This is a genomic window from Paenibacillus germinis (assembly GCF_013141785.1).
GTDB lineage: Bacteria > Bacillota > Bacilli > Paenibacillales > NBRC-103111 > Paenibacillus_E > Paenibacillus_E phytorum.
The window spans coordinates 60,091-82,150 of the sequence record NZ_WHOC01000168.1; the positions used below are offsets into that span (position 1 = coordinate 60,091).

The 22,060-nt window shown below is 47.4% G+C and carries 18 protein-coding genes; 11 read left to right on the forward strand and 7 right to left on the reverse strand.

Features of this window, described 5'->3' with window-relative positions; genetic code table 11:
- Positions 1 to 139: 139 nt before the first annotated feature.
- Both GC102_RS32950 and GC102_RS32955 read left to right on the forward strand, forming a co-directional pair.
- Positions 140 to 1,738 carry an SWIM zinc finger family protein gene (locus tag GC102_RS32950; RefSeq protein WP_171693233.1) on the forward strand — a complete coding sequence of 533 codons (1,599 nt, stop codon included), beginning with the start codon at positions 140 to 142 and terminating at the stop codon, positions 1,736 to 1,738.
- Entirely contained in the window at positions 1,726 to 4,602 is a 2,877-nt protein-coding gene (locus GC102_RS32955; RefSeq protein WP_171693234.1) for a DEAD/DEAH box helicase, read from the forward strand. The genes GC102_RS32950 and GC102_RS32955 overlap by 13 nt, the downstream gene beginning before the upstream one ends.
- A gap of 567 nt (positions 4,603 to 5,169) precedes the next feature.
- On the opposite strand, the gene GC102_RS40425 is transcribed toward GC102_RS32955, so the two are convergent.
- Complete coding sequence (locus GC102_RS40425; RefSeq protein WP_171693235.1) at positions 5,170 to 6,357, reverse strand: EAL domain-containing protein; 1,188 nt, start codon at positions 6,355 to 6,357, stop codon at positions 5,170 to 5,172.
- A 205-nt stretch (positions 6,358 to 6,562) separates the two neighbouring features.
- Here GC102_RS40425 and GC102_RS32965 point away from each other — a divergent pair, with 205 nt between their 5' ends.
- The 3 genes from GC102_RS32965 to pyrH all read left to right on the forward strand — a co-directional run bounded on the left by GC102_RS32965 (position 6,563) and on the right by pyrH (position 11,853).
- Complete coding sequence (locus tag GC102_RS32965) at positions 6,563 to 9,445, forward strand: ATP-binding protein (RefSeq protein WP_171693236.1); 2,883 nt, start codon at positions 6,563 to 6,565, stop codon at positions 9,443 to 9,445.
- A 175-nt stretch (positions 9,446 to 9,620) separates the two neighbouring features.
- Entirely contained in the window at positions 9,621 to 10,946 is a 1,326-nt protein-coding gene (locus GC102_RS32970) for an MFS transporter (protein WP_312883447.1), read from the forward strand.
- Positions 10,947 to 11,118: 172 nt separating this feature from the next.
- A complete protein-coding gene (pyrH, locus tag GC102_RS32975; protein WP_171693237.1) occupies positions 11,119 to 11,853 on the forward strand; it encodes a UMP kinase in 735 nt (244 codons plus the stop codon).
- Between the two features lie 84 nt (positions 11,854 to 11,937).
- On the opposite strand, the gene GC102_RS32980 is transcribed toward pyrH, so the two are convergent.
- On the reverse strand, positions 11,938 to 12,951 hold the full coding sequence (locus GC102_RS32980; RefSeq protein WP_171693238.1) for a zinc-dependent alcohol dehydrogenase family protein: 1,014 nt from the start codon (positions 12,949 to 12,951) through the stop codon (positions 11,938 to 11,940).
- A gap of 112 nt (positions 12,952 to 13,063) precedes the next feature.
- On the opposite strand from GC102_RS32980, the gene GC102_RS32985 reads away from it, so the two are divergent.
- Positions 13,064 to 13,471 (forward strand): winged helix-turn-helix transcriptional regulator, encoded by a 408-nt coding sequence (locus tag GC102_RS32985; protein WP_246321249.1) that lies wholly within the window; start codon positions 13,064 to 13,066, stop codon positions 13,469 to 13,471.
- Positions 13,472 to 13,733: 262 nt separating this feature from the next.
- Here GC102_RS32985 and GC102_RS32990 read toward each other — a convergent pair whose 3' ends face one another.
- Positions 13,734 to 14,627, reverse strand: a complete 894-nt coding sequence (locus GC102_RS32990) for a GNAT family N-acetyltransferase (protein ID WP_171693239.1) — start codon at positions 14,625 to 14,627, stop codon at positions 13,734 to 13,736.
- A gap of 166 nt (positions 14,628 to 14,793) precedes the next feature.
- Between GC102_RS32990 and sigY the strand changes: the two genes are divergently transcribed.
- The 4 genes from sigY to GC102_RS33010 all read left to right on the forward strand — a co-directional run bounded on the left by sigY (position 14,794) and on the right by GC102_RS33010 (position 18,090).
- Positions 14,794 to 15,315 (forward strand): RNA polymerase sigma factor SigY, encoded by a 522-nt coding sequence (gene sigY, locus GC102_RS32995; RefSeq protein ID WP_246321250.1) that lies wholly within the window; start codon positions 14,794 to 14,796, stop codon positions 15,313 to 15,315.
- Positions 15,316 to 15,729 (forward strand): DUF5345 family protein, encoded by a 414-nt coding sequence (locus GC102_RS33000; RefSeq protein ID WP_171693241.1) that lies wholly within the window; start codon positions 15,316 to 15,318, stop codon positions 15,727 to 15,729.
- Positions 15,722 to 15,943, forward strand: coding sequence for a sigmaY antisigma factor component (locus GC102_RS33005; protein ID WP_171693242.1), 222 nt, complete (start codon positions 15,722 to 15,724; stop codon positions 15,941 to 15,943). Before GC102_RS33000 ends, GC102_RS33005 begins: the two co-directional genes overlap by 8 nt.
- A 392-nt stretch (positions 15,944 to 16,335) precedes the next feature.
- Positions 16,336 to 18,090 (forward strand): methyl-accepting chemotaxis protein, encoded by a 1,755-nt coding sequence (locus GC102_RS33010; protein WP_171693243.1) that lies wholly within the window; start codon positions 16,336 to 16,338, stop codon positions 18,088 to 18,090.
- 59 nt (positions 18,091 to 18,149) lie between these two features.
- Here GC102_RS33010 and GC102_RS33015 read toward each other — a convergent pair whose 3' ends face one another.
- Positions 18,150 to 18,953: a DUF6597 domain-containing transcriptional factor gene (locus GC102_RS33015; protein WP_312883448.1), complete on the reverse strand. Its 804-nt coding sequence runs from the start codon at positions 18,951 to 18,953 to the stop codon at positions 18,150 to 18,152.
- An 89-nt stretch (positions 18,954 to 19,042) separates the two neighbouring features.
- Here GC102_RS33015 and GC102_RS33020 point away from each other — a divergent pair, with 89 nt between their 5' ends.
- On the forward strand, positions 19,043 to 19,492 hold the full coding sequence (locus GC102_RS33020) for an SRPBCC domain-containing protein (protein WP_171693244.1): 450 nt from the start codon (positions 19,043 to 19,045) through the stop codon (positions 19,490 to 19,492).
- A 252-nt stretch (positions 19,493 to 19,744) separates the two neighbouring features.
- On the opposite strand, the gene GC102_RS33025 is transcribed toward GC102_RS33020, so the two are convergent.
- The 3 genes from GC102_RS33025 to GC102_RS33035 are packed head-to-tail and all read right to left on the reverse strand — an operon-like array spanning position 19,745 to position 22,037.
- Positions 19,745 to 20,416, reverse strand: coding sequence for a GNAT family N-acetyltransferase (locus GC102_RS33025; protein ID WP_171693245.1), 672 nt, complete (start codon positions 20,414 to 20,416; stop codon positions 19,745 to 19,747).
- A 20-nt stretch (positions 20,417 to 20,436) separates the two neighbouring features.
- Positions 20,437 to 21,147 carry a GNAT family N-acetyltransferase gene (locus GC102_RS33030; protein ID WP_246321251.1) on the reverse strand — a complete coding sequence of 237 codons (711 nt, stop codon included), beginning with the start codon at positions 21,145 to 21,147 and terminating at the stop codon, positions 20,437 to 20,439.
- Between the two features lie 32 nt (positions 21,148 to 21,179).
- Positions 21,180 to 22,037, reverse strand: coding sequence for a carbon-nitrogen hydrolase family protein (locus GC102_RS33035; RefSeq protein ID WP_171693246.1), 858 nt, complete (start codon positions 22,035 to 22,037; stop codon positions 21,180 to 21,182).
- Positions 22,038 to 22,060: the final 23 nt, after the last annotated feature.

The window sequence follows — 22,060 nt, forward strand, 5'->3', positions numbered from 1 at the left end:
ACCTATTAACTCGATGAGAACTTATTTTCTGATGTGTAAAAAAAACCCCTTTGGCATAAACTGTGGAAATGGGCAATTTCGGGAAAAATCTGTTACTATGGAAGAAGGAATGTACCGCTCGGAGGGTAGGAAAGCACACATGCTGAAACTGCAGATTCCCAAAAATCGAATGAACTACCTAATCAAGCAAATCCCGCTTCATTTCGACGCCGTCGTTCTGGAGCAGGGCTGGGAGTATTACCATAAAGGTCGTGTGACCGAAGTCGATCTGAAAGGCATGAACGTTCAGGCGACCGTCGCAGGCAAAAAAATACTGAGCACCATGCTTAATTTAGAAAATTTCGCCGCTAGTGAGTGCAGCTGCTCCTATGAAGGCTTTTGCAAACATATCGGTGCCACTTTCTTCAGCTTGTATGCACCTTATGGACGTCCGGAACTGCTGCTTCAACAGTTAAAACAACAAATACACACACGGAAAAAGCCCGCACGCGGGGCAACTTTGATACAGGAACGCAAAGCTGCTGCGGCTGCACAGGCCAACGTACCTCTTGAAGAGGCTATGCCCGTAGATTGGCATCGCTTTTTTGAAGGGAAATTCCATGGATTCTCCATTTCTCATCAGCACTCGATTGAAACTTTCTACGACTCAGCACTGGAGTCCTTGCCCGGCTATGCGGCGGATTGGAGAAGTTCAACCCGCGAGCTTTACATGTTCCATATCGTGCTGTTCATGATGCGGAAGATCGAACAATTTTATCAAGATACAAAAAGCTCCTACCTCTCTTATTATCACGAGAACGGCTGTAAAATTGCCGCAAAAAATTGTGAGGATAAGCTGGTTGAATTCGTGGAACGCACAAATGTGAATACCTCTTTCGAGGCGGAACCCAAACACTGGCTATCCACCATGAAAATGCTCGGAGAGTTCGCCCTGCAGGGCAAGGATAGTCCGATTGATTGGCTGTTTGTGTATCGCTTCATTTGGTGGAAACTGACGAATCATTCTGCGGCACAGAAAGAGGAAATTCAGCGTCTCGACGCCCTTCTCACGAAGAAGGACCTCTTAGCTCGGAAGAAGGATACACTTCTGGCGGCAAGAGCGCATTTTGATATTATGCAGGGGGACACGGATCGGGCTTTCGAACGTCTTGGGCAGCTCACTCATCCCAATGCGAAGGATTACTTCCTTTACCTGAATTATTATTACAACGATAAGCAGTGGAACAACATGCTTGTTTGGCTTCGCTGGCTGTTCACGTCGATTGCGAATGCAAATCACGATGATTTCCGGACCTTTTGCCAATACTGGCTTGATACGACCAAGCATCTAGAATCCGATAGTGAATGGGTACAGGTGATGGAGTCCCTGCTGCCTCGTTCCTATTATTATTACACAGCATATTTATTGCAAACGAAACGGTATCGGCAGTGGGTAGACTTGCAATTAGCTAACCGTATATCACCGCTGAGCTTATATGGCATGGAGCTTAAAGCGATTGAAGAGCATGATTCGGCTTTACTCCTCCCCCTCTATCACCAAGCGGCCGAACGGGCTGTTCTGGAGAAAAATAGAGCTTCCTATAAGACGGCTGTTCGACTGCTAAAGAAACTGCACGGCATATATAAACAATTAGGCCAGGACGACCGCTGGGAGCACTACGTATATCGATTAGCGGATAAGTTCTCACGCTTGCGTGCTTTCCAAGAAGAGCTCAAGAAAGGAAAATGGATTCGATGATCGAAACCAGCGCGCTGACAGTTCACGTTAGCTCCATACCTAATGGTTCTTTGTTTCTATGGGGTACCCGCGAGAACGGCGGCATTTGGGATGCTCTTGATTTGAAAAATATGCTGTTTGCCTGGCATCGCGCCTCTTTTTTCGGCACGTTCATGGAGCCCAGCGAGTGGCAAAATCGGGAAGGCATCGAGCTGCAACCGCTCGATGCGCTCGATTATTTCAGCGATCCGCAGCCTGTGCAGCATCTACAGCTTAGCTGGCATAAGGACTGTGCGGATTTGATGCGTCTCGCTCCGGCTGTTCGAGAGGCGTTGGCTTCCGGTAGTTTCATGCCGGACTATGAAAAGTGGAAAGCCGGCGAGATCGGCTGGAAGCTCCAGCTGCCTGAGGAACTGCAGACCCTAGAATCACCAGCCGTATCGCGCTGGATTCATGCGCTGATTCCCGAGTGGGTGGACGCCGACGGCCTCATGAAAGACAATCTGCGCAAGCTCGAAGCCGCGCATCCTTTGATGCGCCGCGGAGAGATCGGCGCTGATCTATGGCTCGACGAGGAGGATTGGCTCGTCGCCATTGGTTGGCGCCAAGACCGGTCGCCGATGCGTACCTGTCTGCAGCTCGTGGAGCCGGACCTGGCGCACAGCACCGGCTGGCAGCTGCGCGTGCTACTGCAGGACCGGCTTGCGCCGGAGGTGCTGCGCACGGTGACGCCCAGCGGCGAGCCGGTCGTGGGTGAGCAGCCGCTGCCGGAGGCGTGGCTGCCGGAGCTCAGCCGCGTAGAACGTGACGCGGCCAAGTGGGTACGCATCCTGCCGTGGCTGGATGCGGGTGAGGGTGCCGGGCTCCGTCAGACGTTGACGGAGGAAGAGGCTTGGCGCTTCCTCGCAGAGGGAAGCGTGCGTCTGGTTGAGGCCGGAACGAGCGTGTTCCTGCCGGCCTGGTGGGAGCGCATCCGCAAGATGAAGCCGAAGCTGCGCGCGAAGATCAAGTCTTCCGTCGGTTCTGGACGGGAGACGATGTTCGGGCTGACCCAGCTTATGCAGTTCGACTGGAAGCTGGCTGTAGGGGATTTGGAGCTGACGGAAGAGGAATTTCGGCAGCTTCTGGAGGAGAAGCGCAAGCTGATCCAGATTCGCGGCAACTGGATTCAGCTCGACCCGCTGTTCATGGCACAGGTCGAGCAGATAATGAAGCAGGTGCAGAAGAAGCAGGGCCTCTCCTTCCGCGATGTGCTTGAACTGCACTTCGCAGGCGATGCCGGCGGGCTGCTGCCGGCTGAGGATGACCCCGAAGCGATGCGCTACATCGAGATGGAGGTAGAGCTGAACGAACAGCTGCGCCACATGGTCGATCAGCTTACGCAAGTAGCGTCGATTCCGACGATACAGCCACCGCCTAGCTTTCAAGGGTCGCTGCGCCACTATCAAGTGGACGGTATCTCATGGCTGTTGTTCCTGCGCCGTTTCGGCCTAGGCGGCTGTTTGGCCGATGACATGGGTCTCGGGAAGACGATCCAGTGGATTACGTATTTACTCACGGTGAAAGAGAACGAGAAGCCTGACACACCTTCCCTTTTGGTATGTCCGACGTCCGTGCTTGGGAACTGGCAGATGGAGCTTAAGCGTTTTGCGCCGTCGCTGAAGGTTCATCTTCACTATGGCCCTCAACGATTAAAGGGACCTGCTTTTAATGAACAGGTCGTTGGCAAGGTCGATTTGGTTTTGACATCCTATACGCTTTCCCATCTGGATGAAGTTGAGCTAGGCTCAATTGCCTGGAACTCCATCTGTTTGGACGAAGCCCAAAATATAAAAAATGCTTATACGAAGCAAGCTTCGGCTATTCGCCGACTTGATGGTTACCATCGCATTGCGTTAACGGGAACACCGATCGAGAATCGGCTCACAGAGCTCTGGTCGATCTTTGATTTTGCGAACCCGGGCTATCTGGGCACGGTTCGCGAATTCACGCACCGCTATGTGAATGCGATCGAGAAGACGCGCGATAGTGAGACGATCGGCAAGGTACAGAAGCTAATCCGCCCTTTCCTGCTGCGCCGCGAGAAGAAAGATCCCGCGATTCAGCTGGATCTGCCGGAGAAGAATGAGTCGAAGACGTTCATTTCGCTTACCGCCGAGCAGGGCTCGCTGTATGAGAACTACATCCAAGACATGTTCGATCGTCTGGATAAGCTCTCCGCCATGGAGCGACGAGGTCTCATTCTCGCCGCTCTGACGAAGTTGAAGCAGGTGTGTAATCACCCTGCTTTGCTGCTCAAAGAGGGCATCCACGCGCCATGGAGCGGACGCTCCAACAAGCTGGAGCGCCTGCTCGAGATGGTGCAGGAGCTGCGCCAAGAGGGCGACAAATGCTTGATTTTTACGCAGTTTGTGGAGACGGGCAACTTGCTCCAGCATGTGCTGCAGCAAGAGCTTGGCGAAAAAGTGCTGTTCCTGCACGGCGGAACACCGAAGAACGGGCGCGATGAGATGATCGCGCACTTCCAAGACGTCAGCCAGCCGGTCGACGAGCAGCGGAATGTGTTCATTCTTTCGCTGAAAGCCGGCGGCATCGGGCTCAACCTGACGGCAGCGAATCATGTGTTCCACTACGATCGCTGGTGGAACCCCGCCGTCGAGAATCAAGCGACGGACCGCGCCTTCCGTATCGGCCAGACGCGACATGTGCAGGTGCACAAGTTCGTGACGCTGGGTACGCTTGAGGAGCGCATCGATGAGATGATCGAGCGCAAGCTGGGCCTCAGCCAGCAAATCGTCGGCTCCGGCGAGAACTGGATCACCGAGCTGTCGACCGACGAGCTTCGCGATTTGTTCTCGCTGCGCCGCGAGTGGGTCGAGGCTTAAGAGTCTGGGGTTCGGGACCGGGCTTGGACCGGAGTTCAGGTTAGGCACGCTACGACGCATCATAATCGTTTGACAGAATCCTGCATAGTTTTTGTGCAGGATTTTTTTTGCCTAAATTACACTCGAATGAATGGATTTAACCTCCAATTATCAAAGCTACTTCACCCATTTTGATGCAAATCGTGCATCTCTTTCAGCAAGTAACCACATTTCCAAGAGGTATTGCTGCAAAAACTACAGCAAATTCGACACATACTGCCCATTTCGAGTCAAAACGCGGATATTTGATGCACAAAATGCATCATCTCACCCAGAAATGAAAATTCTCCCATCATTTGATGCACTTTTTGCATGTAGTTGTTTCTAATCGAATCCTGTTGCCGCCAAATCAGCCAATATTAGCTCGTTTGCGAAGTTTTTAGATTACTTAGAGTTGCTAGTTCCTTTGGGTTGGGGTTGGGGTTGGGGTTGGGGTTGGGGTTGGGGTTGGGGTTGGGGTTGGGGTTGGGGCTGGGGCTGGGGCTGGGGCTCGAGTCTGGGGTCGGGAGTCGGGTTGAGTTTGATGTTTCAAATCATCAAATCCCCAAACAAATAAAAGCCCTCTCCCAATGCACAGGAATAAGTCTGAATCTCATACGAGGTGTCCAAATCTGTGTATGCTTGCGATAGGATCCCTTGTTTTTGCAGGTTCATCATCATGATGTTGGAGATGAAATAGGGTCTCCATGTCCAATTTGCCCCGCGATAACTCTCATCTTTATTCCATGTTTCGTCTTTGCGGCTGTAGTTGGACGAGATTTGGTAGCCGTCCTCCCTACATATGTATAAACGTATACAATTTTCCGACACGTTGCTAATGATATTTTCGATGACACGATCTGCATCTTCAGCTGTTGATATACAGTCAGAAGAATTGATAAGCAAATCTAGACTTTGATGAATAATCAAAAGGCGGCTATAGCGCCCAAGTTCTTCTTGACCAAAGAGTTTCATTTCCTCTTTCAGCATAGACTCGAAGGCATCCCGGCGCTGCAACTGCGGTTCAGCTTTGGAGAAGAGATAGCCCTGTACATACCTTGCTCCGATCTGAAGAGCACTGCGCAATTCTTGCTTCGTCTCCACCCCTTCAACAAGCAGGGAAGCCCCCATTTGAGCCGCTAGAATGGAAAAGGATTGCATCAGCGCCTTGTAGCCGGCGTGGACGGCGCTTTTTTTCAAAATATTAAGATCGATCTTCAATATCTTCGGTTGTAGACTGGCAATTCGGTCGAAATTGCTAAACCCGCTGCCCACATCGTCAATAGCAATCGTGCAACCGAATTCTCGATATAATTCTACAATTTGTGTCAGCTCATGAAGCTTCCCTGTAAATTCCTCTTCGGTTATTTCGATCACGATACGAGCTGGATCTATTTGATATTTCCTTAATAGCTCGATAGTCGGTAGCACACCTGTGCGCTTATAGGTTTGATAGATCCATGAAGGTTTTAAGTTGATGAATAAGGAACTCTCATCTTGAGCCGAAGCTAGCTGTTCAATCGCCCGCTCCCTCAAATGCCGATCAATATGAAGCTGCATGTCTTCGGGAATGTCAGGATTTTTGAAAAAAGGCCCCAAACTTTCGACACTACTCTCCCGAATTCGTCTTCCCAGTGTTTCGTAGCCGATGATTTCTTGGCTCTGAAGTGAAAGTATCGGTTGGAAGAATGGACGTACTTCGTGTAGTGGCGGAATCCTGCTGTCTTTTACCTGCACTGTGCGTCCTCCTCAAGCAAACTTCGATGATCCTAAAACTTAACATCAATCGTGTAATGAATCATATTTTAAACGACATTTCTCTATCTTGCAATGCATTGATGGAAGAAAACATAACATGATCGTTTTTAAAAGGAGTTTGTAGACACATGTCGAATTTTTAGTACATCCTTTCATCCTATTAGAATCTAGGTGACCGATTGCTATGAAGTCATTCACGAGATCTCGGATCTCCATGCTATACGTTATTTTAATCGTTGTTTTACTAGTGTTTGTGAGTGTATCCAACTTTATCGCCTCTCGTAATATGGAAAATGAAAGCAATGCGATCGTGCACGATTCCATTCCGATTTCCAACACAACGAACAGCCTGCTTAAAGATTTAATTAACCAAGAAACGGGTATCCGCGGTTTTGAATTATCAGGGAATGAGCAATACCTGGAGCCCTATACGACTGGTAAAAAGCAGCTGGAACTTGATCTGAACATGATCAGCCAATACGATAAAAAGTATCCCACTTTGCAGCTTATTATGGACACGCAAGCCATACCAGCTATTAATAATTTACAGAAGTTCTTTGACACACAATTGGAGTTGGTTCGTGCTGGAAAAACAGATGAATCGAAAGCTCGCACTGCGTCAGGCAAAACGATGATGGATCGCTACCGAGTTGTTCATGTAAGCATCGAGAAGACCATAGAGCAAATCACGTCAGATGCCTATACAGCGTCCCTTAATGCAGGTAAAACCTCCCGTACGATTACAATGGTCGGCAGTATTATTGCCTTAATTGCAGGTGGAATGTCCATTTTCATTTCCTATCGAGCCTATCATGCCGAAGAAGAGATTCGTAGAAGCGAGGAAACGTATCGCTATATGGCTGAAAGCTTAGAGACGCAGAATGAGGAGATTATGGCCCAGCAGGAGGAGCAGCAGATCACACTCGCGAAGCTGTCCGAACGAGAAAGGGATTTGGAACTTATCTCGTCCTATCAGGAGAAGCTTACAGGCTATGTGAAGTTGAAAGATTTCTTGAAACATACGCTGCCAGCTCTGCTCAATTCGTTATCGCAGGATGCGGCTCTGGTCGTCATGGAACGTCACGCTGAGGACTCTACTTCTTATGAAGTCATTCATTCCATTGGTTATCCGAAAGATCATATTAATTGGAGTCAGAGAGAGCTTTTTGGACCAGCTAGGCGTGTTTTCGATGAAGGGACACCTATTGTGCATACACGAGATGTATTCGGTCATGAACAAGGTGTCCATGGGGGAATGACACAAGCTGTCGATCAATATGTCCCTCTCTTGGACGATAAACAGAAGGTCATTGGCTTCTTACTGCTAACAAGCTATCAAAGCTCCCTCTTTCAAGAAAGTAACCAACGATTGACCAAAGGTTTAGTTCGTCAGTTCGGACTCGCCTTCTACGCGCAGGTGATGAACGACGAGAGGCTGAGGCAAGCGGCCAGCTTAGCAGAGTTGAATGATCAATTGATAACAGAAAAGCAGCTCATCGAAGGGCAGCGCGATCTGATTCAAAATATTTTGGAATCCGCACACGAGGGCATGATGATGTGTGATTCGCAAGGTACCATTCTTTTCTCCAATCATCGAATGAACCGGTATTTCAGTTTAAACGAACGCATAGGTGAGAACCTGGTTGATAGCAGTCACGAAATAGCTGCCGATTCTCCGAGTTTTATAGGCGTAGCATCATCCATTGAAGCGCTGATCGATGGCTCACTGTCTAATCTCACTCAACGTTTTAGTTTCGAGTTTGAGGATCAAATCCAACACGCAGAGCTATATGCGACAGTAGTCAGCGAAGATACTGAACAGCAAGGCTACTTATTCGTATTCCGTGATCGCACCGAAGAAGAGCGAATTGACGAAATGAAGAATGAATTCATTAGCATTGTATCTCATGAGCTGCGAACTCCCCTTGCCAGTGTGCTTGGTTTTATCGAGATCTTGCTGCATCGGGATCTTTCACAAGAGAAACAAAAGAAATATATGGAGACCATTTATAAAGAAGCACATCGCTTATCGAATTTAATCAACGATTTCCTTGATTTGCAGCGGATGGAGTCAGGTCGACAACTGTATCATTTCTCTCCAGTCAATCTGCTGCCTACTTTGCAAGAGATCACCGAACAGTGGCAGGATAAGCATAGTCATCGTATTCACATTCATCAGCAAGAAACGGAACTATATGTGAGAGCCGATGCTGACCGTATTCGTCAAGTATTCGACAACTTGATCAGCAATGCGATTAAGTACTCGCCAGGAGCAGATCACATTGATATTCACCTAACTGTTGACCAAGGTAAAATCACCATAGCGATTCAAGATTACGGACTCGGCATCCCAGAGGAAGCCCGTGACCAAATGTTCTCCAAGTTCTTTCGTGTCGATAACTCCGACCGACGTCAGATTGGCGGTACCGGCTTAGGTCTCGCTATTGTCAAAGAGATTGTAGAAGGGCACAACGGACATATCTCCTATACATCCGAAATGGGACAAGGCACGACATTCCGAATTGAGTTCGATCTATATGAGATTTCAAATATGGATGGTCAAATTGTTATTTTCGAAGATGACGATAATCTGGCCAAATTAATTCAAGTTGCGCTGAACAAGTTGGGGCTCCCCTCCATGCAGCTTCGTTCTGCCGAGGAGGGCATTATCGCGCTTAATCGCTGTAAAGGCGAGGGACCGATTCTTTTCATCGTCGATATTCATCTAGAAGGCGCCAAGACAGGTTGGGATTTCATCGCTGATTTATACCGTCATCCGGTGCACTATCAGACCCCTGTTATCGTTTCAACAGCGCTCGATCCACCTCATGATTATCACGAGAAAGAGATTGAGAAATATCTCAAAAAGCCGTTCACAATGGAACGTCTCGTCCAGGTGGCGAAACGTCTCCTCGATAATAAGCAAAGTAATGCGTACGTTTTCCCCGCCCAAAATAAAGAGAAGCTTTCGACCACCTTACAGCGTAACGGCATCGATGTGCTTGAAATGAAAGAGAGCATGGATATGATCGAGGTCGAAATCAAAAAGCCGCAATCGGATGCATAACGCATCAAAGAGATCCTTCGGTTAGACAATCCATGCAACCATAGCGGCATACTCTCTCTCCTTCCAAATTAATAAGAGGGAGAGTTTTTTTATTGTAAAGACAGAGGGATTTCTCGGCCTTATAGCCAATATACTAGAGAAATACCAATTGATGAGAAGGAAAGGTGTGACCCTAGTGGCAAAGCTTGAATCCGCTTCCAACAAGGTGCAAGCACGTAAAGTCTGGACCCTGTTCTTCTCCTTACCAATATTCGCTTGGGCGATGTATGATTTCGCGAATACGATTTTTTCCTCCAATATCGTGACTGTGTTTTATCCATTTTATTTAAAAGAAACGTTAGGCAAGAGCGAAGAATTAAATCAGATCGCCAGTACTTTCATTACTTACTCCAATGCGATATCCAGCTTTTTCCTCGTGTTGTTGTCTCCCTTATTCGGGGTTTGGATTGACCGGACAGGTAAGAAGAAGGCTTACCTCGTCCCCTTTACGCTTATTGCTATCGCAGCAACTCTGCTCATGGGTGCTTCGGCCCTTTGGCACACAGACCAGCAGTGGATGGGACTCAACACCTCCATACTAGGCGTGATTTTCTTTTTCATGGTCGCCAAATTCTTTTACAATTCAAGCTTAATCTTCTACGATTCAATGATTTCGGATCTGGGTAATGCACGTGAAATCCCCATCATTTCCGGAGTTGGCGTAGCGGTTGGTTATGTCGGTACATTAGTTGGACTTGTCGTGTTTCCATTGATCAACGGCAATCATTTTGAAAATACGTTCATCCCTAGTGCGCTTATGTTTCTGATCTTCTCTTTGCCGATCATGTTTTTATACAAAGAGAAGCCTCAGAAGCCCGTCAGCGGGAAAAAGTCGCTCCTCAGCGGTTACCGTGAGATCTGGGATACGTTCAAAGAAGCAAGAAAGTACCGAGCTGCCTTCTTGTTCATGATCGCCTACTTCTTCTTTAACGATGCGATTGCCACGGCAATTGCCGTGATGGCCATTTACGCGAATACCGTTATGGGCTTCACCACGGGGCAATTCATTCTTCTTTACCTCGTTTCAACGGTATCAAGTATCATCGGTTCGTTCCTTTTCGGCTATGTGGCCAGAAATATCGGTCCCAAGAGAGCGGTGACCATCGTCGCCTTCATCCTAATTATTGCGATTTCCTTAGCGGCATTTGCAACAAGTCAGAGCATATTCTGGGTTGCCGGCAGCTTGTATGGGGTATCTATGGGCGCCATGTGGGTCACATCCCGCACACTGATTGTGGAGCTAACGCCGGAAGAGAAACGCGGTCAATTCTTCGGATTGTTCGCCTTCTCAGGTAAAGTGTCCTCGATCGTTGGGCCTGCTCTCTATGGTACAATTACCTGGGCGCTAGCGTCATCTGGCAACTTGGCTAGCCGCGTAGCCTTAGGCTCTCTCTTGATCCTAGTCATAATTGGTCTGTTCGTTCATATGCGTGTGCCGCAGAAATTGCATTCCTCCTCTTAATTCGTGTACAATAACTTTTAATCATAGACGGAAGGTGTGAGGCGTATGAAGGGTCCTGTTGATATTAGCAACGTGGTCTTTTCCTATTTCTCGTTCATGGAACACTAAAGCATTCATTGCTTTAGTGTTTTTTTATGGGTACAAATTTTCTCATCTGGAAGGAGAGATGGATATGCGGTACAAAAGGGTCTTAATTAAACTTAGTGGCGGGGCAGTAGCTGGAGATAGTGAGTTTGGCTTTGATCCTACGCAGCTTGATCACATTGCCAATGAGATTATGACCGTTGTCAATCTAGGTGTCGAAGTATGCATCGTGATCGGCGGAGGCAATATTTTTCGCGGAAATATGGGCGAGAGCTGGGGAATCGAGAAGGCAGAGGCTGATAATATCGGCACACTTGCTACCGTCATCAACAGCTTGATGCTGCGCGGTGTTCTTAAAGCAAAGAGCGAAGCTGAAGTACGTGTCATGACTGCAATTCCGGTCGCTTCGGTGGCAGAGCCTTTCATCCGACTGAGAGCCATTCATCACTTGGAAAAAGGGTACATCGTTATTTTCGCTGGCGGTAATGGGCAGCCTTTCGTCACCACCGATTATCCATCGGTCCAAAGAGCCATTGAAGTCAACTGTGAAGCGATTCTCGTCGCGAAGCAGGGGGTTGACGGTGTTTTCGATAAAGATCCGAAGCACCATAAGGAAGCTCTTCAGTACAAATCACTCCACTATAACGATGTTATCCAAAATGATCTCAAAGTCATGGATCAGTCTGCTTTCATTCTGGCGCGAGATTATCAAATCCCTATGCATGTTTTCAACTTCGATAAGCCTGGCTCCATGAAAGAAATTTGTGAAGGTCAGAATACAGGCACGATCATCAGCGGTTCATCCGAACTTATTTTTCATTAATTCCTAGATTATCAGGGGTAAGCACCGCTTACCCCAAACCAAAGCATATTTTAAAAATGATATGATGCCATTTCTTATGTTGAGTCAAAGCGTAATGCAGATCTTTCCGAAGTAAGAACCATTTTCGAAATATTTGAAAGCGTCAATAGCCTGTTCAAATGGGAAAACGCGATCAATCGCAGGACGAAGTTTATGATTCTTAATGGCACGGTTCATGGATTCAAACATCTCTCTGCTCCCCACATTAATAGCCTGAAGCCGCGCCCTGCGCAAAATCGCGGGCACCACGTGGAAACCTTCAACCGAGCCGCCGGAGAGAAGTCCAACGATGCTGATTCGGCCTCCAACACGAAGTGCTGCAATAGATTGATTAAGGGTAGCCGCTCCGCCCACATCGATAATATGGTCTGCACCTCGACCTTCAGTAAGCTTCAGTACCTCTTCCTCCCATTCAGGTTGAACCCTGTAGTTAATCCCAAAATCCGCACCCAACTGACGGGCTTTCTCTAGCTTCTCATCGCTGCTTGACGTCACGATAACGGACGCTCCTTGAAGCTTGGCGAATTGCAGTGCAAACAAAGAAACGCCTCCTGTCCCCTGCACCACCACCGTATCACCGGCTTTGACATTCCCTTCTTCGATAATCGCATGCCAAGCCGTCACTCCAGCACATGGAAGTGTCGCCGCCTCCTCATCTGTCAGGTAATCCGGTACATGCACAAGTCCTTGCTCAGGCAATACCACGTATTCAGCAAGCATCCCGTCCAGCGGACTGCCAAGCGTGCTACTCCAGTTGGCCTGGGTCGCTTCACCAGAAATCCAACTTTGCGTAAAAATGCCGCTGACCCGTTGGCCAATACTGAATCTGGATGCCTGCGCACCAAGAGCAACAACCTCGCCAACAGCATCTGAAGTCAGTACCAACGGGTTCGACAGATCGGGTTGATAGAAACCACCAATAACACCCAGATCACGGGAGTTCAGGGAAACCGCACGAACCTTAATAAGCACCTCATTTGGCCCAGGAACCGGTATTTGGCGTTCTGCCTGCTTGACATGTGTAAGACCATAACCACCTTGGATTTGAATAACTTTCATAGGGTATCTCTCCTTCACAAATCAATATAGACATATATTAGCCCATCAAATAAAATTGAGTAAGTAGGCACTTATTTGTTCACTGGGCACCAAAAGGTGCATTAGGAGGTAAATGATGTTCTTCACCGACAAACGAAACCATCCTGACATATCCTTGAAAGTTTGCGGCTACAGCAGGATGCTTGAGATCATTTCGAGCAAATGGACGGTACTTGTCTTCTATGCCTTGGAGAATGGCAGCGCACGATACGGAGAGATGGGAAGGCGTATTGAAGGCATTTCCAAAAAAATGCTAACCCAAACCTTGCGTCAACTGGAAAGGGATGGACTTGTCATGCGCCATCTGACGCCAACCATTCCGCCTCGTGTTGACTATTCACTAACGCCGCTCGGTGAAAGTTTGTTAAAACCGATGCAGGAGTTAAAAAAATGGACGGTCGATCATTATTCCGATGTAGAACAGGCAAGAGATCATTATGATCAGTCGGCTGTGTCTCAGGATTTCGCCGAGAATGAATAACAAGCTCCCCACTCACAGACAAGGGTTACGCAAATAAAACCTGGCCGATGGGAGGGTTCTTTTCTAAAGCCTACGTTTAGAAACAATCAGCCACCTTCTCGTCTGTAAAGATGAAATATATCGTTACAGACGAGTTTCCACATCCCCTCGCGACTGTAACGATGAAAAACATCTTTACAGCTTGTTTACCGGCTTTATGTTATTGCACAAAAAAAGGATAGAACGCGGCCATGGCTGCTGCTCTATCCTTTTTCATCCCTTTTTAACTGAGTAAAAGCACGTAATAGTCATTCGCATTTTTCGTTCTAAAGCCACATGATTCGTACAAACCTAGCGCCTTCTCGTTTTCAACAGATACTTCTAGCTTAATGAAGCTAGCATGATCCAGCTGTTTTAATTCTGTTATTGTTTGGCTCAAAATACGCCGCCCATAGCCTTTGCCCCGATACGCCGGCATGACACAAAAGCCATAGATGAATCCACTCTCTTCCGCTTCGACCATGGCTCCAATCTTCCCAATAGGCTCTCTCTGCTCACCAAGCTCCACAATCCACGTCCGCTCTTTATCACCGGTAATAGTCTGAGTGACATACTCTCTCGTGTCACTCTCCGACATGTCGAACCCTGACATATTGAGCTTAACCAGCAGCTCCGTATCCTGCGCGTCCGCCAACCGAATGGCAATACTATTTTCTGAATCTAAAGCTTGTGATGTCTCTGCCGCTTGTTCTTGAAGCTCCATGACATACTCAGAGAAACTGTATGCTGCGCCAAGATTCGTAAGGAAAGCTTTGCCGCTCTCCGACCCACGCTCATTAATAAAAATCAGCTTCGGTACTTCCCTGCGCCGACACTCGGCTATCGCTGTTTGAACCATTTGGCCAAAAATACCTTGGCGCCGCGCCTCTGGATGCACCATCCCGCTAATCTCTACTTCCGTAGACATAAAGCAATATATGGCCAAAAAGCCGACAAGACGGTCATTTTGGTAAAATAAAAAGTCATTCGTCACGCCAGACGGACGATCCGATAGTGTGCTCCAATTCAGTTTAATCTCGATATGGTCATGGCTATTACAAACCTCCCAAAGCTTTCGAACTCCCTCCAGCTCCAGCGGTGACAGTCCTGCTCTTGGTAATATGCCTTGTTTCAACATGTTGTCCTCCATCATTCTAATGTTCTTACCTGATGTCATTATACATGTCTGAACAATGGCGTGGTAAGCTAATAAATGATTTTACATAAATTTTCGTGCGCATTGAACGATTTATTGGAGCTGTTCGTATTATCTAGGAATTCAGGCAGAGAGGATGTTCATTCACTTGGAAGAGCATGAATTAATTCGTCAGGCCATACAGGGAGACAAAACTGCTCTGTCCCAGCTGCTGCAGCAGCACTATGCTTTTGTTTACAAGTATCTGCTGAAAATAACGCTTAATCCACCGATGGCTGAGGATATTACACAAGAAGCCATGATCCGATGTATCGAAAAAATAAAGCTGTACAATGGGAAGTCCAAATTCTCATCTTGGCTCATAACCATCGCCACTCATTTGATGATTGATCAAGGAAGACGGCGCAAACGAGAGAAGCATTGGCAGGAGCAAGAACAGCAGCAATCCTTACGTCAGATGCAGTGGCAGGCCGGACATCAACACGAGGCTTGGCCCGATGTGCTGAATGCCTTAGCAGAACTGCCGCAGGAGAGCCGTATCCCGGTTATTCTCAAGCATTACTATAGCTATACGTATGAGGAAATTGGGCAGATGCTCTCCATAGCAGAGGGCACAGCCAAATCGAGAGTGCATCATGCACTCAAACAATTGCGAAAGGAGCTGGAGTAAATGGAACCGGAAGATCCGAAGAAAAGAGAAGTTTCGAAAAACGACGGGAGCAAGAACCTGGATGACGGCCAAAGCTATAAAGGCATTGATGTCTATCGAGGGCTAGAGGGTACGGATGAGATGACGGCACAACAGCTGCAAGAAGGGCTTCAACGGCTCGAGGAGCTCTTTCCGGCTTTCACACCTAGCCCCTCTTGGTTCGATCAGCAAATCGTTGAAACACAAAATAAACAGCGTTCAAAACTCTGGAGAGACTTGCTCATATTGTGGATAGCCGCCCTACTGCTGCTCTCGCTCTTATATGTAATGATGAATGCACAGCCTGTTGTTTTCATCACTTTTCAAGTTCTCGCTGTTGTAGCGCCTTTGGTCTGGCTACTCGTTCGCAAACAGGAGGAACATCGCTATGAATGACCCCAAATGGGATCAACTGCCCCTCTGGGCATGGATCGGTATCCCCCTTCTTCTACTCGCGCAAAGCACATGGCTGTTCATGGATGCACGCAAACGCAGCGCGAAATACCCATGGTTCTGGGGGATCTGGGGGATCATTCAAGTGCCGATCCCTTTCATTGTCTATCTATTCGCAGTTCGTAAAATACACCGTTTCTGGTCACGCAAAAAATAATCGTACAAGGATGGCCGGGGAGAAGATCCTGCTGATATTCGCAATGGAGATGCTAGTCCATAGAAAAGGTGCAAAAAGAAGGACTGGCAGCAAGTACACTGGTACCCATAGACTGGACACTTTGAAAAAAGTGTTCAATCTATGGGTACCTTTTTTAATACTAGAGTAAGCAGCGGAGGGGGTTACATGATGTCCAAGAAAATCTTTAGTGATTACAACCTGAAGAGAATCCGTAGGCTAATGAAGAAATATTTGGCCTCTCTTACTTACAAAAGGAATAATTTCACAAAAAGTTCATGAAGTGACATCATAGTGGCAAGGAAACCGATGGCAAAAAATTCACACTTATCTTACAATTAGGTCTATAGTCATGGATCTGAGGAGGGGTATAAATGTCGAAAAATAAAAAAATATGGCGATTAACCATACGCAAAAAACTAATGTTGGTTTCTCTGCTTTTACTGTTAACGCCCATATTAGTGTTAGGCGCCATTACTTATAATGTTTCAACCCAAGAAACCGATAAATTGATTCAAAGCAATTTGAAAAATTCGGTCGAAATGGCTTTGGAGCTAACGGCTGCTTTTGAAAAAGCTTCGAAACAGGGAACGATGTCGAAAGAGGACGCTCAGGAAAGAGTGAAGGAAATACTGCTTGGAGCAAAGAAGGATGGAACGCGTTCAATCAATGCCAACATCAATCTCGGTGCCAACGGTTACTTCTTCATTTTGAATGAGAATGGAGACTTGCTGGCACATCCATCTTTGGAAGGTCAAAACATTTTAGATAAACAGACAAAAGACGGCTTTTATTACATCAAGGATATGATTCAAAAAGGAAAAAGCGGAGGAGATTTCACAATCTATAATTGGCCGCTTCCCAACTCTACCAAAGAAGGAGAAAAAATTGCGTTTGCTGAGTCGACGAACTCGGATTGGGGTTGGATTATTTCGGCAGGCTCCTATATGCAAGATTACAATACGGGACAAGTTCATATTTTGAACACGATCCTCATTACGTTGATTTGCTGCTGGGTAATCGGCGGCGTGGTGATGACGTTATTTGCCTTCCATATTTCCAGACCGATTAAACAGCTTGCCCTTCAGGCGGAACAGTTTGCTATGGGAGATCTTCGTTCAGCCCAGTTAAAAGTAAGCAATAACGACGAAATCGGTGAACTCGCGGGTTCTTTTCAATTGATGCACAACCATTTGCGCCAAATTGTTTCAGGTCTCTTAGCTAATTCAGATAAGTTAACGGACTCTTCTCATGAACTAAACCAGTCCATTGGGGAAACAACAACAGCGAGTAATCAAATTTCGACCTCTATTGAAGATATGGTCATAAGCAACGAAACGCAGGCCCGCAGTGTCAATGAAAGCTCGACAGCAATGGAAGAAATGGCTATTGGAATTCAGCGGATCGCGACAACCTCGTCTGCCGCCTACGAAGCATCTGAGATGACGCTGAAGGAAGCGGAGCAAGGTAACCACCTGATTAACGAGACAGCCTTGCAGATGAATGCTGTAAGTCTTACAGTGGGCGATCTCGCAAAGATTGTTGAGAAACTTACGGAACGTTCTCAGCATATTGGGGACATCGTCCAGGTGATCACGGATATTTCCACTCAAACCAATTTGCTAGCTTTGAACGCATCCATTGAAGCCGCGCGCGCTGGAGATGAAGGTAAAGGATTTGCCGTCGTAGCTGGCGAGGTGAAAAAGCTGGCTGAGCGTTCTTCGGCATCTGCCGCTGAAATTGCCCACCTGATCCAAGACATCCAATTGGATATGAAGCAGGCTGGTGAGGCGATGGAAAAAGGCGAGCATGAGGTTTCTGCAGGTGTGAGTGCGATCCAGCATACGGGTCAAGCTTTTGTTCGTATTCTCGACGCAACGCGGAGTGTTGTGAATCAAGTACAGGAAGCTTCGGCAGCAGCCGAAGAGATGTCTGCCAGCTCGCAGGAAATTGCCGCTTCCTTGCAGGAAATCGAACGAATGGCGAACCAGACTAATGATTTGGCGCATCTGATTTCCTCGTCAACGGAAGAGCAGCTAGCGGCGATGGAGGAGCTGACATCCGCTTCGGAATCATTGGAAATCATGTCCTCAGAGATGCAGTTTATGGCTCATCGATTTAAACTGTAAGGTACAACATTAAGTTTCAACCCTGTAAAGGGCCGACTGCAAGGTGTCGGTCCTTTTTTTCAAAGTGTCAGCCGAGCATATTCATCAGGCGTCTGGCCGATAATGGACTTGAAGTCTTTGATGAAATGCGATTGGTCATGATAACCAAGATCCATGGAGAGCTTGGACCAATTATGCCTCCGGCTTAGATCCGTCGTCTCAGCAGCATTCTGGATTCGGGCCAGTTTGATCACCCACTTGGGGCTAACTCCGACGTAGTAGTCGAACATGCGCTGCAGCGTTCTTTTATTCACATTGAAGTAATCGCAGAGAGTATCTACTTTGGTGAGATCGGGCTTCTGATTGATATGATCGATAATCCTATTAATAAAAACGACCTGTTCATCCTGTTCAGGAAGCTTGGGACGGATCAGCTGCTCAATATGTGAAACCATTAGATGTTCTTCCTTTTGAGCAAAAACGTCATTTTCAAGTCGACGTGGATCTATGTCAAAAACGCTCTGGACACTCATTGGATTGTTCAGCAAACCGGAAATCGGCTGCCTCACAAAAGGGTGAAATCCGCCGGGCTTAAATTTGACGCCGAACACGCATCCTTTTCCTTGCAAATAATGCCCATACTTCTCTTTCCCAGGTCCATAGATAGCCGTTCGACCGGGTTCAACGAGAAGATTGACACATGGGTTTGGGATAACATGCTGCAAATAAGGCTCCTGGTCGGTTAAATCCCACCTAACTATCCAGTAATGTCGGATGAAATAGGCCAGATCTTCGGAGGGGGTAAGTCGCGAAAGCTGGAATTTCTGCTCGCCTTGCTGCAGATTCATAATGCCTAGGCTGGGCTTGGAGGCTTTGGGAATCACTTTGCTCACTCCTTGTCGCGTTTTTACAATACAAAGGCTGTACAATCATCTATACTTCATCATAACACATACCAAAGGAGTGGAAGTATATGGAACTCAAATACGAATTTTACATTGGGGCAGGACTGAAAGAAGTGTGGGATATTCTCGTGACTCCGGAGGGAACGCGTAAGATTCTCTTTGGCAGTGTGCTTCAGTCTACTTTTGAAATTGGATCCGATTATGCTTACGTGGGGCCTGGTAATGACGGTGAGGAAACCGTTCATGTATACGGTAAGATTTTAGCTTACGAGCCGGAAAAGATCATAAGTTGTACCGAACATGCCGGTCCATCTTACAACCCGAATCATGCAGACTTTGAATCTAGAATGACGTTGTCCCTTGAGACCGTTGGGAGCTGCACAAAACTAACCTTAGTCAATGATAATTGGACACCCAACCACCCAAGCTTCGAGACTACGAAAGCAAGTTGGTGGATGATTCTGAGCAATATCAAGACACTCGCCGAGACTGGAAAGACATTGGATTTTGGTTGGTAGGGAGTAAACGAGAAGCAGTTCGTGGTTTAAGCTTCTCAATAAAAATAGGAGTCTGTAGAGACTCCTATTTTTGCATTTTCAGTAGATTTTAATAAAATAGAAGCCTCTAAGGACTGCTATCTATGCTAAAAAGAATGCATTTCAAAAAAAATCTCCCCAATAACAGCCTTTAAAGACTCTAATCCATAAACCTTTGCCTAATTCTGAGGAAATAGAAGCCTTTAGAGTCTCCTATCCACTTTCGATACCTTTCTAAAGAGGTTTCAGCGCCAACGTCACTTTCCCCTCGAGTTCCTCGACCATGTCATGCCACGCCTTAGGTTTATTCGCCAAAACGGAATAATATCGTTTCAAAAACTTTACAACGATCCCTGCGTCTAATTCTACTTGATCCTCATTTGTTGGCAAGAAACAGAGGTCGAGTTCCTCAACCGCTTCTCCATTGTTCTCCCAAGAGGGATGGACATATGGGAAGTCGATCCGCTTATAGCCCAGATGCGACAATACCTCACGCCGTACATAAGGATCCATCGGCTTCACGCCGCCGAAAGCATGATCTTCGATTCGATAGGGATCATAAATCTCAGCGAACATTCCCAGCATCGGCTTACCAGATTCGGCTGCCAAAACTTCTAAATCGCTCCAGCGTTTCCGCGCCAGGAATCTACCGATACCAAGCCCAGCTTGACCAACAATGGTGAAGTCTGTCATCGCCACTTGGAAGTCATCATAGTAGCGGTACTCCGTAGTACCAACGACTTTACCTTCATGAACGGCTACGAATACCCGGATACCTGGGTCCTCGAGCGGTTCTTTCCACAACGCGTATTCGAGCACCTCTTCTGGCGGAAATACCTCTTTCATTAGATCATGCATGCTCCTAAATAAGGGATTGTCTATGCTTGTAATCCGTATATACTCCATAATAAGTCTTCACTCCTTCATCAGATTCGAAATGGGTTCCGCCACTCCATCAAAAGCGCATGGTTAAGCGACTCCTCATCCTGCAAATAGTTCGGTACAACCTGCACAGGCGTCCGGCCGCAGCGCAGCAAAAAAGTAATAACCGGATCCTTTAACGTGCCTGCCATGACAGCCCTCACATAGTCATCCGCACTCATAGCGGCGGCATGCTTGTGGTAACCTGGCATCCGCCCGCCTCCGAGCAGCCTTCTTAAACCTAGATGCACGACCACTTCGTACATAGACTGCATCATCAATTTGCCGAGACCAAATTTGCGGTAAGCAGGCATAATACATATATCCACAATGTAGAGGGTGTCGCCATCAGGACGATGCGTTCGGATGTACCCATCGTCCGTCAAAGATGACCAACTATGGTCAGCTGCATACTGCTCCTCATATTCTACGCGAAGCCCTGTTATGGACCCAACAACCTGACCGGCCACCTCTACACAAAGCACCCCTTCGGGAAATCGGGTGATATGCTCCGTGAGCTGCTCCTCATTCCACCAAAGCTCGGATGGAAATGGCGGAGGAAAGCTTTCCTGCTGAATGCGAATGAGAGCGTCAAAATCGACTTTTCCATAATTGCGAATCACAGCCTCGATCGGTTGATCCCCGTCGAAGACGTATAATTTTTTAGCGTACAACTTCCCCGGCTCTGTAATTTTCTTGGCAGCTTCTAAATCCATCGTGCACTTTAAGCCCCCTTGATCTCACTTCATTAGGACCAATCTGTGTACAAATCTGTTCTGCGATCACGCCACGTGGTGACGGAGCCTTTTTCCCGAACGAGGTTCAGCAGCTCCAGATCCAAATCAGCCGTGACGACCATGTCACCGTTGATCTCGCCTTCTACCAAAATTCCCTTTGGTGGAAAAGGTACATCGTTTGGCGTTAACACCGCGGCCTGTCCGAAATTCCCTCTCATGAAATCAACCGTTGGCAGTGCTCCGACAGTCCCCGTCGTGACCACGTAGATTTGATTTTCAATCGTTCTAGCATGGCACGTATAACGTACCCGATGGAATCCATGCCGGTCATCCGTGCACGATGGGGCAAACAGCACATCCGCTCCGCGGGCTCTCGCCATCCGGACGATTTCCGGAAATTCCACATCATAACAGACCAGAATCGCAATGCGCCCTTTATCCGTATCAAAAACCTGCAAGGAATCCCCAGCTCCCATATTCCATTCCTTCACTTCAGTTGGGGTGATATGCAGCTTCTTCTGCTCCCCAATTCGGCCATCGGGATAAAACAAGAATGCTGTATTATACAGCTTTCCGGCCTCCGAAATAATATGTGTACCACCAATTATATGCATCCCTGTTTGCTTCGCCAACCCCTGAAAAAGCGTTCGATAAGCATCTGTATACGAAGGCAACGCCTCGATGGGCAGCGCCTTACCGTTTTCATCTCCTATTGACATTAACTGGGTCGTAAATAATTCTGGAAACAGCACAAATTCCGCCTCAAACTCCTGAGCCACCTTCACATAATGCTCCACCTGCGCGGCGAACTCTTCGAAACTATGTATCGTGTGCAAATGATATTGCACTGCAGAAACGCGCATTTTCAACGTCAATCTCTCCTTATTTCGTG